This window comes from Pseudomonas sp. GW821-FHT07B01, from assembly GCF_059419065.1.
On record NZ_JBWKRA010000003.1, the window covers coordinates 114,273 to 131,760 of the forward strand.

The 17,488-nt window shown below is 55.4% G+C and carries 32 protein-coding genes and 1 pseudogene; 16 read left to right on the top strand and 17 right to left on the bottom strand.

Going from position 1 to position 17,488, the window contains the following annotated elements; all coding sequences use genetic code 11:
• Positions 1 to 269: 269 nt before the first annotated feature.
• Positions 270 to 497 carry a hypothetical protein gene (locus tag AC07S6_RS04570; protein ID WP_236265105.1) on the top strand — a complete coding sequence of 76 codons (228 nt, stop codon included), beginning with the start codon at positions 270 to 272 and terminating at the stop codon, positions 495 to 497.
• A gap of 40 nt (positions 498 to 537) precedes the next feature.
• On the opposite strand, the gene AC07S6_RS04575 is transcribed toward AC07S6_RS04570, so the two are convergent.
• From AC07S6_RS04575 to AC07S6_RS04645, 15 genes and pseudogenes are all read right to left on the bottom strand, one after another.
• Positions 538 to 792, bottom strand: coding sequence for a hypothetical protein (locus AC07S6_RS04575; RefSeq protein WP_236265103.1), 255 nt, complete (start codon positions 790 to 792; stop codon positions 538 to 540).
• A pseudogene (locus AC07S6_RS04580) lies at positions 789 to 979 on the bottom strand (hypothetical protein). Before AC07S6_RS04580 ends, AC07S6_RS04575 begins: the two are co-directional and overlap by 4 nt.
• A gap of 66 nt (positions 980 to 1,045) precedes the next feature.
• Positions 1,046 to 1,234, bottom strand: coding sequence for a DUF2188 domain-containing protein (locus AC07S6_RS04585; protein ID WP_236265102.1), 189 nt, complete (start codon positions 1,232 to 1,234; stop codon positions 1,046 to 1,048).
• 119 nt (positions 1,235 to 1,353) lie between these two features.
• Positions 1,354 to 1,650 (bottom strand): hypothetical protein, encoded by a 297-nt coding sequence (locus AC07S6_RS04590; RefSeq protein ID WP_236265100.1) that lies wholly within the window; start codon positions 1,648 to 1,650, stop codon positions 1,354 to 1,356.
• A 57-nt stretch (positions 1,651 to 1,707) separates the two neighbouring features.
• A complete protein-coding gene (locus AC07S6_RS04595) occupies positions 1,708 to 2,037 on the bottom strand; it encodes a phage holin, lambda family (RefSeq protein WP_014717899.1) in 330 nt (109 codons plus the stop codon).
• Positions 2,038 to 2,251: 214 nt separating this feature from the next.
• A complete protein-coding gene (gene llpB / locus AC07S6_RS04600; RefSeq protein WP_236265098.1) occupies positions 2,252 to 2,770 on the bottom strand; it encodes a lectin-like bacteriocin LlpB in 519 nt (172 codons plus the stop codon).
• Positions 2,763 to 2,963, bottom strand: a complete 201-nt coding sequence (locus tag AC07S6_RS04605) for a Com family DNA-binding transcriptional regulator (RefSeq protein WP_236265097.1) — start codon at positions 2,961 to 2,963, stop codon at positions 2,763 to 2,765. The genes llpB and AC07S6_RS04605 overlap by 8 nt, the downstream gene beginning before the upstream one ends.
• A gap of 510 nt (positions 2,964 to 3,473) precedes the next feature.
• On the bottom strand, positions 3,474 to 4,019 hold the full coding sequence (locus AC07S6_RS04610; protein WP_236265096.1) for a hypothetical protein: 546 nt from the start codon (positions 4,017 to 4,019) through the stop codon (positions 3,474 to 3,476).
• The gene (locus AC07S6_RS04615; protein WP_495111811.1) at positions 4,016 to 4,603 is read right to left on the bottom strand and encodes a recombination protein NinG; all 588 of its coding nucleotides are present in this window, start codon (positions 4,601 to 4,603) and stop codon (positions 4,016 to 4,018) included. The genes AC07S6_RS04610 and AC07S6_RS04615 overlap by 4 nt, the downstream gene beginning before the upstream one ends.
• Positions 4,600 to 5,070 (bottom strand): NinB/YbcN family protein, encoded by a 471-nt coding sequence (locus tag AC07S6_RS04620; RefSeq protein WP_236265092.1) that lies wholly within the window; start codon positions 5,068 to 5,070, stop codon positions 4,600 to 4,602. Before AC07S6_RS04620 ends, AC07S6_RS04615 begins: the two co-directional genes overlap by 4 nt.
• Positions 5,067 to 5,864: a hypothetical protein gene (locus AC07S6_RS04625; protein ID WP_236265090.1), complete on the bottom strand. Its 798-nt coding sequence runs from the start codon at positions 5,862 to 5,864 to the stop codon at positions 5,067 to 5,069. Before AC07S6_RS04625 ends, AC07S6_RS04620 begins: the two co-directional genes overlap by 4 nt.
• The gene (locus AC07S6_RS04630) at positions 5,851 to 6,840 is read right to left on the bottom strand and encodes a phage replication protein (protein WP_495111812.1); all 990 of its coding nucleotides are present in this window, start codon (positions 6,838 to 6,840) and stop codon (positions 5,851 to 5,853) included. Before AC07S6_RS04630 ends, AC07S6_RS04625 begins: the two co-directional genes overlap by 14 nt.
• Position 6,841: 1 nt before the next feature.
• Positions 6,842 to 7,690 (bottom strand): BRO-N domain-containing protein, encoded by an 849-nt coding sequence (locus AC07S6_RS04635; RefSeq protein WP_495111813.1) that lies wholly within the window; start codon positions 7,688 to 7,690, stop codon positions 6,842 to 6,844.
• 67 nt (positions 7,691 to 7,757) lie between these two features.
• Complete coding sequence (locus tag AC07S6_RS04640) at positions 7,758 to 8,375, bottom strand: DUF8585 domain-containing protein (RefSeq protein ID WP_166405619.1); 618 nt, start codon at positions 8,373 to 8,375, stop codon at positions 7,758 to 7,760.
• A gap of 54 nt (positions 8,376 to 8,429) precedes the next feature.
• Positions 8,430 to 8,642 (bottom strand): transcriptional regulator, encoded by a 213-nt coding sequence (locus AC07S6_RS04645; protein WP_104503091.1) that lies wholly within the window; start codon positions 8,640 to 8,642, stop codon positions 8,430 to 8,432.
• 99 nt (positions 8,643 to 8,741) lie between these two features.
• On the opposite strand from AC07S6_RS04645, the gene AC07S6_RS04650 reads away from it, so the two are divergent.
• The 5 genes from AC07S6_RS04650 to AC07S6_RS04670 all read left to right on the top strand — a co-directional run bounded on the left by AC07S6_RS04650 (position 8,742) and on the right by AC07S6_RS04670 (position 12,058).
• Complete coding sequence (locus AC07S6_RS04650; protein WP_236264660.1) at positions 8,742 to 9,512, top strand: S24 family peptidase; 771 nt, start codon at positions 8,742 to 8,744, stop codon at positions 9,510 to 9,512.
• 14 nt (positions 9,513 to 9,526) lie between these two features.
• Positions 9,527 to 9,754, top strand: coding sequence for a hypothetical protein (locus AC07S6_RS04655; RefSeq protein WP_166405620.1), 228 nt, complete (start codon positions 9,527 to 9,529; stop codon positions 9,752 to 9,754).
• 408 nt (positions 9,755 to 10,162) lie between these two features.
• The gene (locus AC07S6_RS04660; protein ID WP_236264663.1) at positions 10,163 to 10,381 is read left to right on the top strand and encodes a hypothetical protein; all 219 of its coding nucleotides are present in this window, start codon (positions 10,163 to 10,165) and stop codon (positions 10,379 to 10,381) included.
• A gap of 202 nt (positions 10,382 to 10,583) precedes the next feature.
• On the top strand, positions 10,584 to 11,225 hold the full coding sequence (locus AC07S6_RS04665; protein WP_166405621.1) for a hypothetical protein: 642 nt from the start codon (positions 10,584 to 10,586) through the stop codon (positions 11,223 to 11,225).
• Positions 11,222 to 12,058 carry a DUF3037 domain-containing protein gene (locus AC07S6_RS04670; RefSeq protein WP_236264659.1) on the top strand — a complete coding sequence of 279 codons (837 nt, stop codon included), beginning with the start codon at positions 11,222 to 11,224 and terminating at the stop codon, positions 12,056 to 12,058. Before AC07S6_RS04665 ends, AC07S6_RS04670 begins: the two co-directional genes overlap by 4 nt.
• A gap of 73 nt (positions 12,059 to 12,131) precedes the next feature.
• Here AC07S6_RS04670 and AC07S6_RS04675 read toward each other — a convergent pair whose 3' ends face one another.
• The gene (locus AC07S6_RS04675; RefSeq protein WP_236264658.1) at positions 12,132 to 12,731 is read right to left on the bottom strand and encodes an SPOR domain-containing protein; all 600 of its coding nucleotides are present in this window, start codon (positions 12,729 to 12,731) and stop codon (positions 12,132 to 12,134) included.
• 167 nt (positions 12,732 to 12,898) lie between these two features.
• Here AC07S6_RS04675 and AC07S6_RS04680 point away from each other — a divergent pair, with 167 nt between their 5' ends.
• The 6 genes from AC07S6_RS04680 to AC07S6_RS04705 all read left to right on the top strand — a co-directional run bounded on the left by AC07S6_RS04680 (position 12,899) and on the right by AC07S6_RS04705 (position 15,107).
• On the top strand, positions 12,899 to 13,150 hold the full coding sequence (locus tag AC07S6_RS04680) for a DUF1654 domain-containing protein (protein ID WP_236264657.1): 252 nt from the start codon (positions 12,899 to 12,901) through the stop codon (positions 13,148 to 13,150).
• A gap of 473 nt (positions 13,151 to 13,623) precedes the next feature.
• Positions 13,624 to 13,863 carry a hypothetical protein gene (locus AC07S6_RS04685; protein ID WP_069868619.1) on the top strand — a complete coding sequence of 80 codons (240 nt, stop codon included), beginning with the start codon at positions 13,624 to 13,626 and terminating at the stop codon, positions 13,861 to 13,863.
• Between the two features lie 72 nt (positions 13,864 to 13,935).
• Entirely contained in the window at positions 13,936 to 14,151 is a 216-nt protein-coding gene (locus AC07S6_RS04690) for a hypothetical protein (protein WP_198834556.1), read from the top strand.
• A gap of 145 nt (positions 14,152 to 14,296) precedes the next feature.
• On the top strand, positions 14,297 to 14,719 hold the full coding sequence (locus AC07S6_RS04695; RefSeq protein ID WP_236264656.1) for a hypothetical protein: 423 nt from the start codon (positions 14,297 to 14,299) through the stop codon (positions 14,717 to 14,719).
• Entirely contained in the window at positions 14,716 to 14,907 is a 192-nt protein-coding gene (locus AC07S6_RS04700) for a hypothetical protein (RefSeq protein WP_236264655.1), read from the top strand. The genes AC07S6_RS04695 and AC07S6_RS04700 overlap by 4 nt, the downstream gene beginning before the upstream one ends.
• Positions 14,904 to 15,107: a hypothetical protein gene (locus AC07S6_RS04705; protein WP_197880597.1), complete on the top strand. Its 204-nt coding sequence runs from the start codon at positions 14,904 to 14,906 to the stop codon at positions 15,105 to 15,107. Before AC07S6_RS04700 ends, AC07S6_RS04705 begins: the two co-directional genes overlap by 4 nt.
• On the opposite strand, the gene ykgO is transcribed toward AC07S6_RS04705, so the two are convergent.
• The gene (ykgO, locus tag AC07S6_RS04710) at positions 15,108 to 15,263 is read right to left on the bottom strand and encodes a type B 50S ribosomal protein L36 (RefSeq protein WP_019816741.1); all 156 of its coding nucleotides are present in this window, start codon (positions 15,261 to 15,263) and stop codon (positions 15,108 to 15,110) included.
• Positions 15,264 to 15,386: 123 nt separating this feature from the next.
• On the opposite strand from ykgO, the gene AC07S6_RS04715 reads away from it, so the two are divergent.
• Genes AC07S6_RS04715 through AC07S6_RS04730 form a run of 4 tightly spaced genes read left to right on the top strand, consistent with a single transcriptional unit; the run spans position 15,387 to position 17,389 of the window.
• Positions 15,387 to 16,112: a hypothetical protein gene (locus tag AC07S6_RS04715; protein ID WP_495111814.1), complete on the top strand. Its 726-nt coding sequence runs from the start codon at positions 15,387 to 15,389 to the stop codon at positions 16,110 to 16,112.
• On the top strand, positions 16,109 to 16,672 hold the full coding sequence (locus AC07S6_RS04720) for a siphovirus Gp157 family protein (RefSeq protein ID WP_120249021.1): 564 nt from the start codon (positions 16,109 to 16,111) through the stop codon (positions 16,670 to 16,672). The genes AC07S6_RS04715 and AC07S6_RS04720 overlap by 4 nt, the downstream gene beginning before the upstream one ends.
• Positions 16,673 to 16,679: 7 nt before the next feature.
• Entirely contained in the window at positions 16,680 to 16,922 is a 243-nt protein-coding gene (locus AC07S6_RS04725; protein WP_120249020.1) for a hypothetical protein, read from the top strand.
• Positions 16,919 to 17,389, top strand: coding sequence for a hypothetical protein (locus AC07S6_RS04730; RefSeq protein ID WP_495111815.1), 471 nt, complete (start codon positions 16,919 to 16,921; stop codon positions 17,387 to 17,389). The genes AC07S6_RS04725 and AC07S6_RS04730 overlap by 4 nt, the downstream gene beginning before the upstream one ends.
• Positions 17,390 to 17,488 lie beyond the last annotated feature (99 nt).

Genomic DNA, 17,488 nt, shown 5'->3' on the forward strand with positions numbered 1-17,488 from the left:
CCTTGAAATAGTAACGTGTTACCGGTATTGGTTAAGATCAATCCAGCAGCAACAAGGACCTCACCATGCCAAGCCGGTATACCGTCGTATATGTCCCGCACTCAGAACTGAGTGCGCTTAAATTTGGCCAAGCACCACCAAGCAAGGCAATCGACCAATTTTGTTATCGGATTGAAGATTCTTGGGCTGACGGCGACTACATCGGAGCACCTTATTCAGTTGAGGAGGAAGCTTTGGCTGCCTGCGAAAAATTGAACAAGGAGGAATGAATGCTGAATTTTGAAGGCTGGCACAGGAAGCTCCTGACAAAACAGAAAGCGCTCTCAGCAGACTCACGCGGAAAAGAGATTCTAGTAGGGCTCACTCGGGAGGACTCTGAGCTCTACATTGAACTCGTAGCAAGCGATGATCCCAACGATAGCGACAAGTTCATCGAGCTGGACAAGAAGCATATGGCGGCGAGGAACGGTTTCGACTTCGACGAGGACATCCTGTAGAGCATCCTGTCTCGGATAGCCGCACTCACCTGCGGCACACCTACCCTTCCGCGCTATCTAGCAACACATCAATTAGCTTCTGCTCGCCCAAACGCATCGCACCGAGGCATTGCAGGTCGTCGCATTTGGGGCCGAGGCCGAACACGGTCACCTCTCCCTTCGCACCGATCAGGGTCAAGACGCCTACCGTGCACTCGGGATGCTCACCGGCGTCCAGGTCATCGGCGATCTTGCGCAGGGTCTTGGCGGCGTCGCGCCAGTCTTCCCGCTTGAACTCAAGAACCTTGACAGTCATTTCATCACCATTTGCTGTGTCTGTGCATGGGCGTGACCGTGGAGCAGCTGACGATCAGGCCCTGGGGCAGCCCGGCAGTCTTGGCGGCATCCACGGCGTCCGCAATGGCCTTGTCGAGGGCACTTACCGCGGCGTTGATGTCTTGGCTCAATGGGAGAGCGTGACGCAGGCGGGTGACGTTACTCATAAAAATCACCCTGCCATAAAAAAGCCCCGGCGGTTGCCGAGGCCAATTAGAGAGTTATTTCGTCTGCTACGCGCTTGTATGACGCTTGGTTCGCACCACCCTCATAGGCAGCGTCGCTGCAAAGGCAAAAGCCTCTTCACGTGTGCGGAACGAGCCGAATCGGTCAGCATTCGTACACACCCTCCAAGGACCGTGGTTTACGCTTAGGACGTCGTAACCATTGATATTCATCTTGGTCAGGATAGGAACACTCATAATCACCTCCTTTTCTAGAGATAATCTGGGGCTGTCCTAAACACCATACACCCGCTTTTTTGGTCTGTGACTACCGCGTGTCGCGCCACGATTTGGCGCATTCGAAAACGTGGCGCGGATTACGGTGCGAGCCGCAACTGCTGATCGAATAGCTCGCGAATCTCTCCAATACGCCGCATCACAACCGGCTCACCCTTCAAATGGATAAGGTGGGTCAGCTGGTGGGCAATCCCCTCATCCGAAAGCACCTGGCTTGTCGGTAGCTCCTTGAACCAGCACACGAACACAGCGAAGTGCAGAGCCCCAGGCAGTTCTTTCAGGAAGCGCTTGTCAGTCATCTGGACGTATCGGGCGTGCTCTTCGCGGAGGTCTTGGTAGCTGGCTGAGTACGTATGGTTACCCAGGAAGTAATCCATCCGCGCTGCCCTCGATAGATTGGCGCCGGCAGTACCGGGCGCCTTTGGTTTAATCGGTCAGCCGTTGCGGGTCGGCAGCTTGAAGTCTGCGAACCGGTCCGCAAGGTCGCTGATCTTCTTCACTCCGATGAATCCAATACCGCCCCCGAGGGCAGCGGCAAGGTTCTGAGGTAGCCCGAAGTACTCGAGGAGTGGAAACGCTCCGGCCGTGAACAGCGTGCACAGCAGCGCTTCAAGAGCCGCCTGTCTTCGTGTCCCGCCGCCGTAGATGATTCGCAAAGCAGATATAGCGAATGACAGTGCTGCGGCATACAGCAGCGGCGCATGCTGGCTCAGCCACGCAAGTACAAGCGCCCAGGTATCTGGTTTGTCTGGCATGTTGGACATCTCAGTTCCTCCCCGTCAGGGAGTTAGGAATACGGCAGGTTGTGACCTGCGGAATTGAATCGGCTCACACAGCACTCCCAGCTCGGAGCAATGGGTGTGGTGGAGCCGAAAACTAAAAGGCCCCTGCATGTGCAGGGGCCATAAGGCACGCGGCATGATCGCCGCTTTTGCCTTGAGCCAAAGTTTATTTTCCTCGGCCACACGATGGCGAGCGTTAGAAAGTCCAGCTCCATACTGGGAACGAAGGAAGTGGGCCCGTACTGTGATCTGGATAGAACACACCACGTTTCGGCGCAGCAGCCGGCGTATAACCGAAGCGCCCCCACAATGGAACGTCATCTACAGTCACGATGTTGCCGTCATCCTGAAGTTGCAGATAAATACGATCTGCCGCTCCTTTCTGCTTTTCGGGATGGCCTTCAAGGCCGTTCAGTGCGATCCATGTACGGCTATTCACGCGATCAACCAAGACTGCTGCGGCTTGCATGTAGAAGCAGGTGACCAAATCTGTGTTCGGGCGGTTGTCCACATAAGTATAAGGAACGGTGCTATCTGCTACCCAGATTGGGACGCCGTTATCGTAGAGCCGCAGGTTCCCATCAGCCTCCAGAATAAGCTTGTACTGCTTGCTTGGGGACTCCAGGTACTGCCCTACGAGCATGAAGTTGCGTGGAGGCAGCACCGAGCTGCCGTTTTGGGTAAAAGGGACGATTCGAAAACCACTACTAGACATATAATTCACCTTTGTGTTGAACATTTTGTGCGGAGGATTCCGCATTCTTGTCGCTCAAAGGCGATTGCTCGAGGCTCGTGGCCTTCACATGATTCAACGTTCCGCATCGGGAACATTTGATCTGGAGCTCTATAAACCCACCCGTACGGGCGAGAAGTCTTTTGCAGTTACCACACCTGAAATCTTTCAACATCTGCAAATTCCTTTTGCTGAATTACCCGTCCATTGGGCAATAAAAAGCCCGGCGCTTGACCGGGCTCTGTAATGTAACTTGCTCTCGCTGAATTCTACTTCGCGCCGCCGTTGTCGCGATCAGTCTGAGCATCTTGGTCAGATCCAGGGTTGCCAGGTGGAGGATTCCAATCCTCTGGCTTCTCACCGCCACCCTGCTTGGGCTCCGACTCAGCTTGCTCAAGACCAGAGTCATGACCCTCGCCCGTCTCGGGCATATCCTCTTTTGGTCCAGGATATGGCGCTGCAGGACCGTTATTGTCATCCACCATAAATCACCTCCTGTCTGTAGCGCGGGGTTGCGCATATAACTGGGAGGGACTGACTAGACAGAAAGTGCTTCTGCCTCGACGAGCGGACGAAAAAAAGCCCCGTGCAGTGACGAGGCTTTCTAGTGTCAATCCCTAACGCGCAAGATCGACAGGATGGGTAAATACTCTCTCACTTTCTCACTCAACGCAATGGCTATTTACTATGCCGCGCAACTTTCTATCAATCCCTCGGCATCGAGCAGCTCTTGAGCGGAAGTCAGCGCCTCATTCACCTGGTCATCCAGTGTCTTGCGTATCGACGAACGCCACCGATATCGGGTCGACTCTGGCTTTCCGTCATTGTCCCAATTGGTGATGTCGTACCATGCCGCTGGCAGCACCGCGGCGGAGCGTTTACCCTCGGCGCCTGCTACCTGAGGAATAGCCCAGGTCAGCACGGCGCATTCCCGAAAGCGCTTCGGCGCTGGAGTCTTTACCGAATTAAGCAGCTCCAGAATGGCGCCGTGCTTACGCTCTTCGTGAGTGGAGTACTTCGCTACCAGGGCGCGCCAGTGTGCAGGGGTGAGCGCTTTGTGCAGTCGGCCGAATACCCAGCAATCTTGAAGAAACGCCGCGTCCTTGCCGACGATCTCTCCCTTCTGCTTGGCGCACTGCACCTTGGGTTCAAAGTCGCAGCCGCCGGCGGAACTGATGGTTTCGGCCGCAAGGGCTCGAACTACTGCTGAAACAACGTTGCGATAGGTCATGCGGCTTCCCCTTTTTTCAGCTCTCTGGTCTTTGCCCGGTATTCGGCGGTCATCGCCTTCAGCTCTTCCACGGTGTATTTCTTGGCCTCATGAGGGCCTTCAAGCCATGCCACCTTTTCCTCGCCAATTCTCTGTAGGAGCGAGATTCGGTAATTGATGAGGTTTCCCGAGAGGTGGTTATTGCACGGGGCGCACTGCTTCCAGGCGTTGAGCGGTTCAAACCTCAGCTCTGGGTTCGCTCCTACAGTGCGGTAATGGCCCGCGTGATACTGGCCTTCGTGGTGGCGGCCGCAACTCACGCATGGCAGTGCCGCATCACGGGCGCGAACCCAGGCGTTGAATGCGTGCTGGGTATCTTTGAGGTGGCCCGCCCTACTCTTCAGCTTCTCCTTGCGTACCTTGATCTCGCGGCGCTCGACCTGCGCCAGTGCCTTACGTTTCCTCTGCTGCCTATCGCGGGCAATAGTTACAGCGCAGTCAGGAGAGCACCAGGTTTGAAAGCTCTCGCGCGGGATAAAAGATGCCTTACAAGAAGAGACACTGCACTTCTTCGGGCGACTCGGTTTTGGTTGCTTGGTGATCATGCAGCCTCCTTGCTGAGCAGATCGGTGAAAACCACACCTTGGCCTGTGAAATAGGTGGCGATGCGGTCGGTGTAATTGATGCCCTGGGCGCGATTAAACAGGCTGGTAACCGGGAAGCCATCAGGGCCGAACAAATGACACTCCCCCATCATGGCCAGCTTCGTTTCATATGCCAGGTGACGCATGACTCGGTACCAATCGGCTTGGAACCCAGCGTCCTCGTTCAGCAGGATCTGCACGCCAAAGTGCAGCTTGCAGTAACGGCGGGCGTCGGCCGCATCGCCGATCTGGGTCATCTCTGCGATGCGCTTGTACATCGCAAACCACAAGGCGTTCTGGTCCAGGGTGCGATCCTTGCCAGGGCGCAGGGTGACCACCACAAACTTCTTGTCGCGATACATGGCAGTCAGGCTGGTGATGGCCTCGGAGAGCTTGGCCTGGCAGTTGACGCTGATCTTGTCGGTCACTGCCCCGCCCTCTTCGCTTCCAGCTCTCGGGCCTGCTTGATCAGCAGCGCTCGACGATCAGCCAATCCATTCGCTGCATCAATCCGCATTTCGGTTTTCCGCTCGGCACTGGCCTTACGCATCTCCAGCATGGAGTTCTTCACCAGTTCGAGCTTCTGGCGAAGCGCGGGCGCTGGCCGCGTAACGGTGCCGGTTAGCAAACCCGCGATAGCCCGACCATCCTCGTTGATTGGCTCGACACACAGGTCCTCCAGGTACTTCTGAGCGTGTTCGCGCGGGATTCGCTTCAACTCCATCGCCTTGGTCACAGCCTGGATACGGCGATTGGCATCGAAACCCACGGACACGTGCCAGTTGACCGGTTTCGCATCCTCGCGGGCCTGGCCCACGAACCGCTGGTAGGCGTCGATGAACGCCATGCGCGCACCGATTTTGTCGCCGCCATCCAAGATGGGTTTCGCGGCTGCCAGGGCCAGCTGGATCTCATCGGTCAGCACCACGGTTTCGAATTCGTCGTTGGTGGTCATGGCGATAGCCCAAGCCTCGTCCTTTCCAGGGCGGCCGTCTGAGGACTGGACGCGTTGCAGGATGTCAGCCATTGCCAGCTTGCCCTTCACCTCGAAGCGGCAGGCCTTCAACGCGGCTTTGACGATGGGCACCGGATACGCGCAGAGGTCTTCAGCCATCATCGCGGCAGTGCCTGGATTCATTTCCTGCCCCATGGCCTCGGCTGTGGCGCAGATGGCGGCGGCCAGCCCGGCAACCTGCTGGTCGTTCATTTCAGAGGTATTCATTGCGGTCACCTGCTTGGCGTTTGGCCAGAACCATCTGGGCGGCTTGCTCCGCTGCGGAGTGGTTTGCCTCAGTCCGTTCCATCTGGCGGGCGGTTGTGCCGTTAACACGTTGTCCGGTTACCCACTGGGTGTGGTAGCTCTCGGCGTTGGCCAGTAGCTCGTTGAGGCTGTGGCACTTGCGAAGAACAGCTGCATCGCTGGTTTTCAGGAAGTGGGCCGCAACGTGATGGGCGACATCGGCACCGAGGCGGTCGACAAGTTGACCGAGCTGGCCGCCGACCTTGGCATTCCACACCGGCCAGGCGCTGTAGCGCTTGCGGTAGGCCATGGCGTAGTTAGCCCAGACTTTGAAGGTCTTGCAGGCCCGATCTTTGGGGCCGGGCATATCGGCGGGGATCTCGACCCGTGGGGTATCGGTACGATCAACCACCAGAACCAAGCCGCGGGACTGAGCCGGCGTGCCGGTGGCGTCCTGCAAGTCCTGACTGGTGTCCTGATTGGTACCCTGATTGGTACCCTGATGATTGGTATCCTGATTTGTCGGAGATTTTTCCGACCCTTGCCCGGATTTTTTTCCGACCTTGCTCGGAGATTTATCCGAGGTAGATCGGATTTTTTTCCGACCCTTATTGTTTGGCGGGGTCGGATATTTTTCCGACCCATCCAGCTTCTGGTTCCACTCGACGGCCTTCTCGGTTAGGCGAAAAAGCGTGATGTTCGAAGTGCTGGAAAGCTCAATCAAACCGGCCTCTTCCAGGGCCTTCAGCATGCGGTAAGCGGTGTCCGGTTTATCGGTGAGCAAAGGTAGCTCCTCGATGATCTTGGCTTTGCTCAGCGCGAAGAAGATCCCGTCATCGGTCTTGATTGGCTTGGTCCAGCTCGGGCAGCCGTAGACGAAGGCGAACAGCAGCGCCTGCTGAGAATTCAGCCCCCACTCCAGCGCCTTCACCTGGTTAATCGTGACGGTGTATTGCATGTCAGGCCTTCCCGACCTTAGCGGCCAATTCAAGGAAGCGATCCACGTACCAATGAGGTTGCGTCTCGCGGGGGCATTGAGGGCTGGTGAGGTTCTTGCCGTAGGCCAGGCCCTTCTCGGTCACGGACCAGAAGTCCACAGTTTCCTGCTTGGAGTTTTTGCGCTGGAGGACCTTGAGGAAGCCGCGGGCCTCCAAAGCAAGGTTGAAGGCGCGAGCTGTGCTAGCGATGGCGTGATCTTTGATCAGGGCGGTGATTGCCTTGGTAGGCATCGAAGAACCGCCAGCGGCATCAGGCGCGGCGTCCACGGCGTAGCCCGGTAGGAACTTTGCATCCAGCCCATTGTTGGCGGCGATCTTGATCAGCATCATCATCTTGCTGGAGTTCGCAGGCTTCAGCAGGCGGTCGAAGCATTCCAGGATTGCCAGCTCGCCGACGATCTTGGAGTTGTTCGGGCCCTGGGCGGAAAAGGTGCCGGTCTTGCGAATGCTCGGCAGCACCTGCCCCACCACCCACTCCTCGAACCTCTCGGCGGCCGGGAGCTTGGACTTCATTACCAGCCGGTACAGATCGCGCTCAGGAATGATGGTCATGAAACCACCACCCTGTTTCGGGGTAGTGGTCGCGGCCTTGCAGTGACGAGCCACGGCGTTCTCAGGCTTGGAGTAGCCGAGGGCGTCAGCGACATCGCGGGCAACAAACCACGGATCTCCGAGCTTGTCGGTGATGACCCTGATTGCGGAGCCGTCGAAGTCGAACGGGATTACTGATGAATTACGCGCCACGTTTTCAGATTGCGAAAAACGTGGCGCGAGATTAGTAGTGCCATTGATATGTGGCTGGGTTTGCATATAATCGGCCTCACAACGTGTTATCGAATTAGCCGACCTCGACCGTCGGCTTTTTTGTGCCTGTAATTCAGGCGATGGATTTCAAATTCGGCCGGGCGTCCCTCATCAACTGTTCAGCCTTGCGCCCCAGCTCCCCCGCCTTCGCTTCAACCTGGCGGCACTGCTTGGCGAATGCTGGCAAGTGCGGCAAATCCAGTTCGCACATCACCTGGTCGTCAAACACTTCGCTACCGGTGTCGATCACATCGCCCAACGCACGGATCAGCGCACCAAAGCTCTTGTTGGCGCATTGGTCGCTGGTCATCTGGCGGGCACCGGTCAAGCCGTGTCGGCTCGCCAGCTCGTTCAGGCAGTGGTCGCGGAATTCAGGCTCAAGGGCGTTGACCCAAGACTCTTCAAGCCAGGACGGCATTTCCTGATCGCCGTTAAGCCAGCGCTGAACACGCTTGAGCCAGCGGCCGGTTGCCTTCACAAATTCATTTACGTCGGCGGTCAGTTCCGCAGAGTTGAAGTCAGGAACGTCTTTCTTCTTGGCGCGCTCCGGGATCGAGAGGTGCAGTTCGCGGCTCAGCGCCTGGGCGAAGTCGTCCTGGCTCAGGCTGGTGCGTGCGATCTGGTTTGCAGCGTGGGCGACCAGCACCTGATCACGGGTTTGTACGGTGTGTCTGGAACTGGACGTTTGCATGGGGACTGCTCTCTTCTAATCTGGCTTCAATGAAACGGCGGACAGGGATGTCGCTTAGCTGGCGTGCTTCCACTGGATTTCTGGTAAGCATTCCTGGCGCGTCACCTTCCCGCCCGTGGCGTGTTCAATATCGATGGCGCGCTCGGCAGTAATCGACCGGTCACCAGAGATGAGTCGAGACAGGTAGCTCGCTGGGATACCAAGGCTTAAAGCGAGGCGTTTTCTTCCGCCGCGCGGAAGCTGCTTTGCGTACGTGGGGAAGTCCATATGGATTTACCTTCTGGTTCATTTGTGCATGAATTTACCATATATGTTTACCAAGTAAAGGTAATTTCCCTTAAGGGAAATAAAGGTTTTAATTGAGGGATGGAAATCAAAGACATACGCAGAGCCCGAGTACGCCAGATCATTGATCGCGACTTCGGGGGCAAAGACGCTGACTTCGCCGCCAAGGTCGACAAGCAGCCGTCATACATTTCACGGCTGTTTACGGACAAGGCCGAACACCTGAGGAATATCGGGGAGAAGATGGCGCGCGACTTCGAGCAGAAGTGCGGGCTTGAGCCAGGGTCTCTGGATCAGCCTTTGAGCGAAGCTGAATTATCTTCAGGTACCGTTTCAGATGCGGCGCAGCCGAGGATCCAGGTAGATGTGCCCCTAAAGCAGATCAGCGTCTGGGACGATCAGACACCAGTCAACGATGACGAGGTCTGCGTTCCATTTTTGAGGGAGGTAGAACTGGCTGCCGGCTCCGGACGATTCTCTATCGAAGAGCAGGACGCAGAGTTTTTGCGATTCGGCAAAAAAAACCTGCGCGAAAACGGTGTCCAGTTCAGCAATGCTAAGTGCGTAACCGTTCGCGGCAACAGCATGATCCCAGTTCTCCGGGACGGCGCAACCGTTGGAGTCAATACCGGAAAAACCGGGCTTGGCGACATTGCTGATGGCGATCTTTACGCCATCAACCACAATGGCCAGCTGCGAGTTAAGCAGCTGTACCGTTTGCCGTCAGGGATTCGACTGCGAAGCTTCAATCGTGAAGAGCACCCCGATGAGGATTACACCTTCCAGCAGATGCAGGATGAGCAGATCGGCATCCTGGGGCACGTCTTCTGGTGGGGCATGTACGCCAGGTAACTCAAGGAGTTCCTATGTCTCTCACCAAACCCAACCAGCAGCTGCGCCGCGATCTCAAGGCTATAGCCTTCAACCTTGAGCAGTCCTGTATCGACCTAATCAAGCTCGCCGAAAAGCTCAGTGATGACGACGCTATAGCCCTGATGGGGTTGGTGGGTACGCTTTATGAGGAAGCTGACAGGCTGGTGGGGTATGCGGATGAGGTGAAGGCGGGGCAGGTAAATCGGAGCAAGCCCGAATAGACACCTGGTCGGGCGCGACAACCTAAATCGAACCACCGCGAGCTGAGCAGGGCTCGTTTGCGCAAGGGAATGTAGTGATGAATGCCTTACGGATAGCCGCGCTCATAGCTGCGCCGCTTCTTTTCGGCGGCTGCTATAGCATGCCAAAAGAAAAAACTGAGTACGAAAAAAAGATCGACGCAGTACCAATGCCCGTTACAGAGGCTGATCGCCTAGAGCAATGTCGCAACTTCAAACGAGTCGCTGAAGATCAAAAGATTGACGACTTTTTGCGAGTCGGAGGGGAACCTAATCTCAGCCCCTCGGAATATGGATTTACAGAGAGCTTAGCGCTTTTACGTCGCCTCAGAGCCATGAAGTGCCCTGGGTATGGCTGGTTTTCCTGATGCTGCTGCCTTAGGTGAACCAATGACTGCATGGCGAGAGCAAAGTTTCTGGAGCAAGTTTTGGGTTTGGGCCTGGCTGGTATTGCTCATGGTGCCTCCTTTCACTTCCGACGCTGGTTGGCCGGGCGAGGGCTCACCCAATGGCAAGCGAGTGTTCAGCCCTGGCTTTGTTGTGCTCTGTGTGTTCGTGGCAGTGGTTGAGCTAATCGTGCTGAACTGCTTCTATGGCCCGGGCGGATGAGGTGAAGGCGGGAAGGATTGTTCGGGGTAAGGTTGGAGCCGTCGGGTAGCTGTAGAAAATGGCCACGGATGATCAGTGATAAATACACATTGGAGTAGTGTTTTTGATCCAGCAAAGCCTTGTCAGAATAAATGTTGAGGAGGTTTATCCTCAGAAAACGGACACTGCGCACGCGGGTGGGTTTTGTCGGTGTGACGACGGTATGGATTACGCCTATAAGATCAGTCACCCTGACCACAGGTACGTGCCCGCCGCAGAATGGCTATGCACCAGTGTCGCTCAAGCTTGCAGAGTAGCTACCCCGCCATTTGAAATAATTTTGTCTGAGAGTGGGGAGCCTTGGTTTGGGTCTCGCATTGAGGGCGGCAAGCTCGACGAGGACGATTGTATTTTGGCGCTCCAGGCTGGCGAGATGAGCGGCAAGATTTCTAATCTGAAAGAGCGGCTCTCTTCCATTTATGCGCTCGATCTGTTTTTGAACAACGTCGACCGCCACGGGAAAAACTATCTGTTCCGTACAAGTCTCGACAGGGTCGTTTTGCTCGCATTCGATTTCAGTCTGGCTTGGCTCGCTCATGGGCCTCAGCTGCGCGGCTTCCCTTCAGCCGACTCAAATACGATGATGGCCCATCGTTTTTTGGAAAGAGAGTACGGTTTTGACGCACCGACAGCTCTCAGGATGATAGATTCTATTGCTGGGCTGCCTGCGGGCTGGATAGTACCGTGTGCAGAGGCTATACCTGAGCAATGGAAGCTAGGGAATGAAATTGATTTGGCTGTTGAGTGGTGGGAGAGCCAAGAAAGACTGGATCGCTGCGAACAACTTAGAGGAGTGTTAAAATGAACATTGTTAGGTACAGCTTGATTCAGTTCACTCCCGACAGAAAACGCAACGAGACCGTCAATATTGGTCTTCTGGTATTTCTACAAGAAGAGATATCTATTCACATGTGTGAGTCGATTAGAAAGATTCGCGCTGTCGATGGCATCACCACCGCCAATGAACTAAAAATAGCCGAAGCGCGCATCAGGAAAATCTTTAGCTCTATTGACTCTTGCTCTGATAGTTTTCAGCGTGAATTCGATTTTCTTCGTAGTATGTTGCCTAGCTCATACCAGCTTACTTCGCTGGGCTATTTCAAATGTGAATCAACCGAGCAAGCCAATCTCAAGATAGCGAAGCTGATGGAGGACTTGGTAATACCGCCGAAGCCGCGAGCTACGCGAGCATCTGGCACGAGGATCATCACAAATCTTCGCAAGCTGTTTCAGCAACATAATCTTTTCAGTACTAGTGTGGAAGATATTCTGAACCATCGAGTGGTTGAGAAATTTCCTATTTCTGAGCGCGCAAATCTTCATGCGGATTTCGCAATGAAGAACGGCGTGTATCACATCACGGAAACAATTGATCTTGCAGCAAGAGATTCATCAATGAAGTTTAAGGAGGCAGGGTTAAAATCCTTCATTCTTGCTAAAGCGAAGCTTGAGCTAGGAAATGAAACCAGATGTTATGCGGTTTACTCAGCGAACTCCTCCGATGAGAAGGACAAGTCAGAAGCTATTGACCTTCTTAACGAGGGATCAGATTTTATCTACAACCTCAACAGCGCCAGAGATAAAATCGCATACATCCAACAGATGGAAGACGCTGCCGGTGTCGCTCGGTTGCACTGAGTAGAGGCAGCCAACCACAGAGCCCGGCCCAGCGCCGGGCTTCTTGCTTCTCCCATCTTTATTCACGCATCTACTATTTGCTCGATTCCGCTGGCTCTTGGAAACGCAGCACGAATCCGTTTAGGGCCTTCTTGCCCGCTAGGTCATCCATCTGAGCATTGGCCTCAGCCCGCGTGGAGAATGGCCCTACAAAAACACGACTTTTTCCATCTCGCCTTGTTGTGTAGGGTTTCCAGCCGGAGCCCGCAAGATCTCTACTGATCGCCTCCGCCTTATCCTCGCTGCTGACAGACGCTAATTGAACGGACCACCTGACTCCTGGAATTTCTACCACAGGCTGCGACGCCTTGACTTCAGTTTTTGCTTCCGCCCCGGCCTTTGCATAGCCGCATACGCTCCCTGCGAACCGGTCCGTCATATCTGGGTCGATTGTCACGTCAAATCCACCAGGTCTTTTCATGGCAAGAAATTGAGAGAATCCGGAATAAGCTCCGAACATATTTTTCCCGTTCACCTCGCCACATACAGCCACGTCTGAAACTTGCCGCTCATTCCTAAATTTTGCAGAGTCAGGATCTTTTAGGTGGCTAGCGACTGACGTTCGAGCTCGGTCTATATCTCCGCCGCATCCGGTTGCCGCTAGCGCTAGGGCTGTAATTGCTAATCCGCGCATTCCCTTCTCCTTGGTCCAATCGTCCCAGTGTACCAGTTGCCCTAATGTCATTCAGGAGCCCGACGCAGGCTCACAGCCGGTTTCTGCTCCAATGGAAGAATTTTCACTTGCCAATGTGCGACGACCGAAATACTGTTTATTCATACAGTATTCGCAAGGAGCGAAGCATGAACCCATCACCTTACTCCACTGCCAAGCCGAGAAACTCATATGAACTTGTCGGTCACCGACTCCAGCGGATCATCGCCTCACCGAATGTGCAGGAGATCCAAGCAGTTGAAGTGTTCAGATTGGACGACGAAAGCCCGGAGGCTTGGCGACAGGTGATCCAAGACATTGGCGACACTGCAGGTATCCGCGTCGACCATTTGGAATCCGGGGCCGTTAGGATCGAGTGGAGAAAATACAGCGACATGTAAATGAGCCCGCTCTTGAGCGGGCTTTTTTACGCCCTTAGAAAACCAATACGCATCATAGATTTACCTTGCACCCAAGATTTATTTACCAATTTATTTACCAATATGCATTGACAGGCAATTTCCAAATGGTAAATTTACCTCAAGCCAGCAACGAACACCGCCGGCCAGCAGCGAAAGCTGCGCCGTTCTTTAGCGATACCCATTGCCGGATCACCACCGGCCCAAATTCAAAGGCAGCGATGAACCGGCCTCAACGGTTCAGAGGGTTGGCAACTGACCCGGGCGTGCAGCGTAAAGCGCCAAGAACAGTTATCCAGCGGGAGAACAAGCCGAAAGGCCCGCGGCTGGAGTGACATTTGATTCAAGCCGGTGACCGACGCCAGGTGTTATGCGGGTCACGGCGGAAAGCATCACTGAGCAGCCTTCTTGCGAGGGCTGCTTGGGATGACAACCGAGCCCTGGAGGGAAATGCAATGTTCAACTTCACCAGCACTCAAGAAAACGGAAAGACCATCGCCCGTCTGGGTGAATACAGCGCTCACTTCACCAGCAGCGCACGCAACACTCGGATCACAGCGGTAGTGATCGCTGATGAAGAAAGCGGAGAGTGCCGCGCTACTGGTTCGCTGTTCTACCACTACGACGCCATTGCCCAAGGCCATAGCCATTGCGACATAGGCGCCCGGCAGTACGACAACAACGTTTTGGCGTGACGGACCTTTTCACTGATGCCCATCCAGAGCGGTGGGCATTTGGAAAACAACCGAACACCGGAGTAAGACGAAATGAAACAGGATCTGGCAAAAGGTTTCCTCACCTACACCAACGACGAGAACAGAACTACCGAAAATCACTACGCTGTCTTGCCTTGCGGAAAGGTCCTGGTCTCCTCGGGACACGGCCTGAACTGCCGCGACTTCGGTCCAAAGAACCCGGATGACTGGGGCCACTCTTCCTCATTGCCGGATCACGCCGAGTTCATCGGACATTACAAAGTCTGACCTCGCCCACCTCAAGCCCCTTAACTGGGGCTTTAAACACCTCGCCTCTACCCGTCAGCACTCCTCCCCCGCGCCCATCGGCAACCAGCGGGAGGCATGAGTGTTGACGAATACAGGTGATAAACCTGCCACTCTGGAGGCGACCATGTCAGCACTACGCAAGGCTCAGTTTGAGCACGACGAACAACTGCCGCCTCCGGTGAGCGAAACCTCTCAGCAATTGGCTCGCAACGAATGGCTGTACAACGCAGCCGAAGAGCTGGCCAGAGGTGGCAGCGTGGTGTTCAAGCGCCACCTGCACCCGCAGCAAGGCGTTACGGCCTACCAGTTTGCACTGGCTGTCGATGAGTACGCCAACAACCTACTTGCTGACTGCGGCGTCGACACTCCAGCCCTGGGCTACTTACTGATCGCAGGGATGGCGGGTTCGAGGGTGAAATCGGAAGCACTGGAGCTGCTTGGCCGGAGTGACCACCAACTTGGGAAGCTCGGCGAGATTGCCGAACGCCTCCTTCAACCTTTGGCTGATGACGCTCTTATAGCCCAGGCCGAGGACAACGAACTGTGAGCCCCTATGTTGAGATCGATAAAGCGCTTTTCACGCTTGAGGAACCGGACAAGCCAGCGCTCGACGAGATCCTAGCCGAGGGTCTGATCGTCCGACACTTTACTTCGGGCGCCATCAACGCAGAAGAATTCCACTGGTATAGCGCCCGTCTACTGGATGTCAGCCGGCGGCGTAAGGAGATTCAATGAGTACCGCACCGGTTAAATCACTCATCGACGAGCAGCTCGAAGATATCAGCGCTCATAACCTTCGAGAGGCCTACAGCCTTGCCGAACGGCGCGGCTTCTTCGGCGCACCGGTTGAGCAATACGCAGAACCTGGCTATGGCGGTCGAGTGCTCCAGGTCCTGCGATACCGTGTTCAGCAGCAAGATCAACAACACTGCTGATCAGCCTTTGCCCTTGTTCTTGTTTTTCGCACTGCCCTGCCGCGCTTTGAATTTTGGATTGGATTTGCAGATCACGTAGATCCGGCCCCGGCGCATAACGATCTGGCAGTCACGGTGACGGTTTTTAGCTTCTTTGAGTGAGGACAGCACTTTCATAGGTGAGGCTCCTTGCGTTGATTTGAAATGTTATTACGTATCTTAAATACGAATAAGAACGTTTATCAACTCTTATTTCCCCTTCCCCTTTTATCGCTGCGAGCATCGCGGCAAGGAATCCCCATGTCGACGAACATGCAGATCTGGGAAAAGGTCAGCACGACCGATACCCGCTACACCAAAGCTGCCGAGGTTGGCGGTCAGAAGATCACCAGCCTGAACGGTACGGCGATGATCATGAAGGCCACCGAAGTGTTCGGCCCGGTCGGAATTGGGTTTGGTTGGACGGTCATGGAGGAGCGCTTCGACGAAGGCTCAGAAATGGCCAGCGGCGAAGGCGACAAACGCCTGGTGCTGGGTCGTGAACTCAACCACACCATCAAAATTCGCTTCTGGTTCGAGCTGGACGGAAAACGCCGCGAGATTGAGCAGTACGGATGCACTCGCTACCTCTACAAATCGAAGTTCGGTACGACAACCGATGGCGAGGCGCCGAAGAAGTCGCTGACCGATGCCATCAAGAAATCGCTATCGATGCTCGGCTTCAGCGCCGACGTGTTCCTGGGAATGTTTGACGACGCGGAGTACGTCAATCAACTGAAGGATGAAGAGCTAATTGAACACGCCGAAGACAAGGAGGCCGAGAAGGCTCGCCAGCAGAAGGAGCGCCTGGACTACATCAAATCGGTTATCGACACGATGGCCGGAGCCCAGTCCCCCCAAGAGCTGAAAAAGATCCATGACGTTGCGGTACGCAAACTCACTCTGCGCAAGGACACCAAGGGCGCCGAGCGTATCTCGCTGGAATGGAAACGAATCACTGATGCCGAGAAGGAGAACGCAGCATGACCCAGTTATACACATTGACCGGCAAGCTCGCCGAGCTCCAGTCCATGGCCGACACGGATGATGAAGGCCTGAAAGAGGCCTTGCAGCATGCCATGGACGAGATACAGGGCGAGTTCAACGATAAGGCAGAAAGTGTCGTAATGCTGAGTCGGAATATCCAGGGCGATATCGATGCAATAGACAAAGAGGTCGACCGGCTGAATGAGCTCAAGCGCATCCGAAAGAATACCGTTGGCAAGCTCGATGAATACCTGCGCAACAACATGGAGGCCGCCGACATCAAGACGATCAGACGGCCCTTGTTCACGATCACTCTGGCTCTGGCGCCCGAAAAGGTCATTGTCGATAAAGAAGATGACATCCCGGACGACTTCATCGATACCAAAACCGTGTTCTCACCTGACAAGCGCGCTATCGCCACCAAGCTCAAAGCAATCCGCGACCACAATGCTGAAGTGCGCAAGCGCATGGCCACCGGCGAGGACGTCGAACACGAACTTCTCGAAGAGCCGAAATGGGCTCACCTCGAGCGCGGCGACAGCTCAATCCGCATCAAGTGAGGCCGACATGATCAGCAACCACCTCAGCCTGGTCGAGCAGCACCGCCAGGACGCTTACTCGATATCGGAACGCACGGCGGAGTTCTTGGCCGCTGGCGGGACAGTCGCGCAGTTGCCAAGCCCGCCACGCAAACCGCTGCCACCGCCCCGCTCCACCAAGATCGATCCCGAAACCATCCTCAAGCGCCGCAAGCCGCCTATCACAGCGACAGAACGTAAGGCACTGCGCAAACTTGCGGAGGGCTTATGAGCAAGCGCAAACCGCATAACCTGCAGGCACGCATCGCCAGGTCGTGCCGCTCGCTACTGGCCTCCAACCATGTCGCGGTGGTCAACATCGACCCCAGCGGCCACCAGGGCATGATCAATTACAAGGCGCTGAAGAACATCGCGCCCGGAAAAATCGGCCAGGCCGTTTGTGGTATCCCCCACCGCTGGACGATCTACCTGAGCACGCTTTGCATCGACGCCCGCGGCGACCGCTACAGTAAGTCGGTGGAGGTGGCGCCCGATGGCGTCTACCTCTCCGACCATCTGGAAGACGTGATCGAGCATTGCTACAAGAAGCTGCGCGACGAGGCAAACCAAAGCCAGATGGTGGCCTCGGGCTGGATCGCCATACCTGAAGCGATATCGCTCGACGAGGCACACGCCGCGTGGATCTTCGAAACGTTCGGCGCGTGGCATCAGGTGAAGGTCGATTCATGCGCCGCATAGCCCGCCCCCCCCGCAACGCAAACGTCAAACCTGGCTCGCACTGCCGGCCAGCGGAATAGAAGAGGTAGGCCATGGCCAAATCAGTACAGGAACGGTCGG

Coding starts and splice junctions, on each gene's coding strand:
- AC07S6_RS04570 (WP_236265105.1), top strand. CDS start 270: ATGCTGAATTTTGAAGGCTGGCACAGGAAGCTCCTGACAAAACAGAAA.
- AC07S6_RS04575 (WP_236265103.1), bottom strand. CDS start 792: ATGACTGTCAAGGTTCTTGAGTTCAAGCGGGAAGACTGGCGCGACGCC.
- AC07S6_RS04585 (WP_236265102.1), bottom strand. CDS start 1,234: ATGAGTGTTCCTATCCTGACCAAGATGAATATCAATGGTTACGACGTC.
- AC07S6_RS04590 (WP_236265100.1), bottom strand. CDS start 1,650: ATGGATTACTTCCTGGGTAACCATACGTACTCAGCCAGCTACCAAGAC.
- AC07S6_RS04595 (WP_014717899.1), bottom strand. CDS start 2,037: ATGTCCAACATGCCAGACAAACCAGATACCTGGGCGCTTGTACTTGCG.
- llpB (WP_236265098.1), bottom strand. CDS start 2,770: ATGTCTAGTAGTGGTTTTCGAATCGTCCCTTTTACCCAAAACGGCAGC.
- AC07S6_RS04605 (WP_236265097.1), bottom strand. CDS start 2,963: ATGTTGAAAGATTTCAGGTGTGGTAACTGCAAAAGACTTCTCGCCCGT.
- AC07S6_RS04610 (WP_236265096.1), bottom strand. CDS start 4,019: ATGACCTATCGCAACGTTGTTTCAGCAGTAGTTCGAGCCCTTGCGGCC.
- AC07S6_RS04615 (WP_495111811.1), bottom strand. CDS start 4,603: ATGATCACCAAGCAACCAAAACCGAGTCGCCCGAAGAAGTGCAGTGTC.
- AC07S6_RS04625 (WP_236265090.1), bottom strand. CDS start 5,864: ATGAATACCTCTGAAATGAACGACCAGCAGGTTGCCGGGCTGGCCGCC.
- AC07S6_RS04630 (WP_495111812.1), bottom strand. CDS start 6,840: ATGCAATACACCGTCACGATTAACCAGGTGAAGGCGCTGGAGTGGGGG.
- AC07S6_RS04635 (WP_495111813.1), bottom strand. CDS start 7,690: ATGCAAACCCAGCCACATATCAATGGCACTACTAATCTCGCGCCACGT.
- AC07S6_RS04640 (WP_166405619.1), bottom strand. CDS start 8,375: ATGCAAACGTCCAGTTCCAGACACACCGTACAAACCCGTGATCAGGTG.
- AC07S6_RS04645 (WP_104503091.1), bottom strand. CDS start 8,642: ATGGACTTCCCCACGTACGCAAAGCAGCTTCCGCGCGGCGGAAGAAAA.
- AC07S6_RS04650 (WP_236264660.1), top strand. CDS start 8,742: ATGGAAATCAAAGACATACGCAGAGCCCGAGTACGCCAGATCATTGAT.
- AC07S6_RS04655 (WP_166405620.1), top strand. CDS start 9,527: ATGTCTCTCACCAAACCCAACCAGCAGCTGCGCCGCGATCTCAAGGCT.
- AC07S6_RS04660 (WP_236264663.1), top strand. CDS start 10,163: ATGACTGCATGGCGAGAGCAAAGTTTCTGGAGCAAGTTTTGGGTTTGG.
- AC07S6_RS04665 (WP_166405621.1), top strand. CDS start 10,584: ATGGATTACGCCTATAAGATCAGTCACCCTGACCACAGGTACGTGCCC.
- AC07S6_RS04670 (WP_236264659.1), top strand. CDS start 11,222: ATGAACATTGTTAGGTACAGCTTGATTCAGTTCACTCCCGACAGAAAA.
- AC07S6_RS04675 (WP_236264658.1), bottom strand. CDS start 12,731: ATGCGCGGATTAGCAATTACAGCCCTAGCGCTAGCGGCAACCGGATGC.
- AC07S6_RS04680 (WP_236264657.1), top strand. CDS start 12,899: ATGAACCCATCACCTTACTCCACTGCCAAGCCGAGAAACTCATATGAA.
- AC07S6_RS04685 (WP_069868619.1), top strand. CDS start 13,624: ATGTTCAACTTCACCAGCACTCAAGAAAACGGAAAGACCATCGCCCGT.
- AC07S6_RS04690 (WP_198834556.1), top strand. CDS start 13,936: ATGAAACAGGATCTGGCAAAAGGTTTCCTCACCTACACCAACGACGAG.
- AC07S6_RS04695 (WP_236264656.1), top strand. CDS start 14,297: ATGTCAGCACTACGCAAGGCTCAGTTTGAGCACGACGAACAACTGCCG.
- AC07S6_RS04705 (WP_197880597.1), top strand. CDS start 14,904: ATGAGTACCGCACCGGTTAAATCACTCATCGACGAGCAGCTCGAAGAT.
- ykgO (WP_019816741.1), bottom strand. CDS start 15,263: ATGAAAGTGCTGTCCTCACTCAAAGAAGCTAAAAACCGTCACCGTGAC.
- AC07S6_RS04715 (WP_495111814.1), top strand. CDS start 15,387: ATGTCGACGAACATGCAGATCTGGGAAAAGGTCAGCACGACCGATACC.
- AC07S6_RS04720 (WP_120249021.1), top strand. CDS start 16,109: ATGACCCAGTTATACACATTGACCGGCAAGCTCGCCGAGCTCCAGTCC.
- AC07S6_RS04725 (WP_120249020.1), top strand. CDS start 16,680: ATGATCAGCAACCACCTCAGCCTGGTCGAGCAGCACCGCCAGGACGCT.
- AC07S6_RS04730 (WP_495111815.1), top strand. CDS start 16,919: ATGAGCAAGCGCAAACCGCATAACCTGCAGGCACGCATCGCCAGGTCG.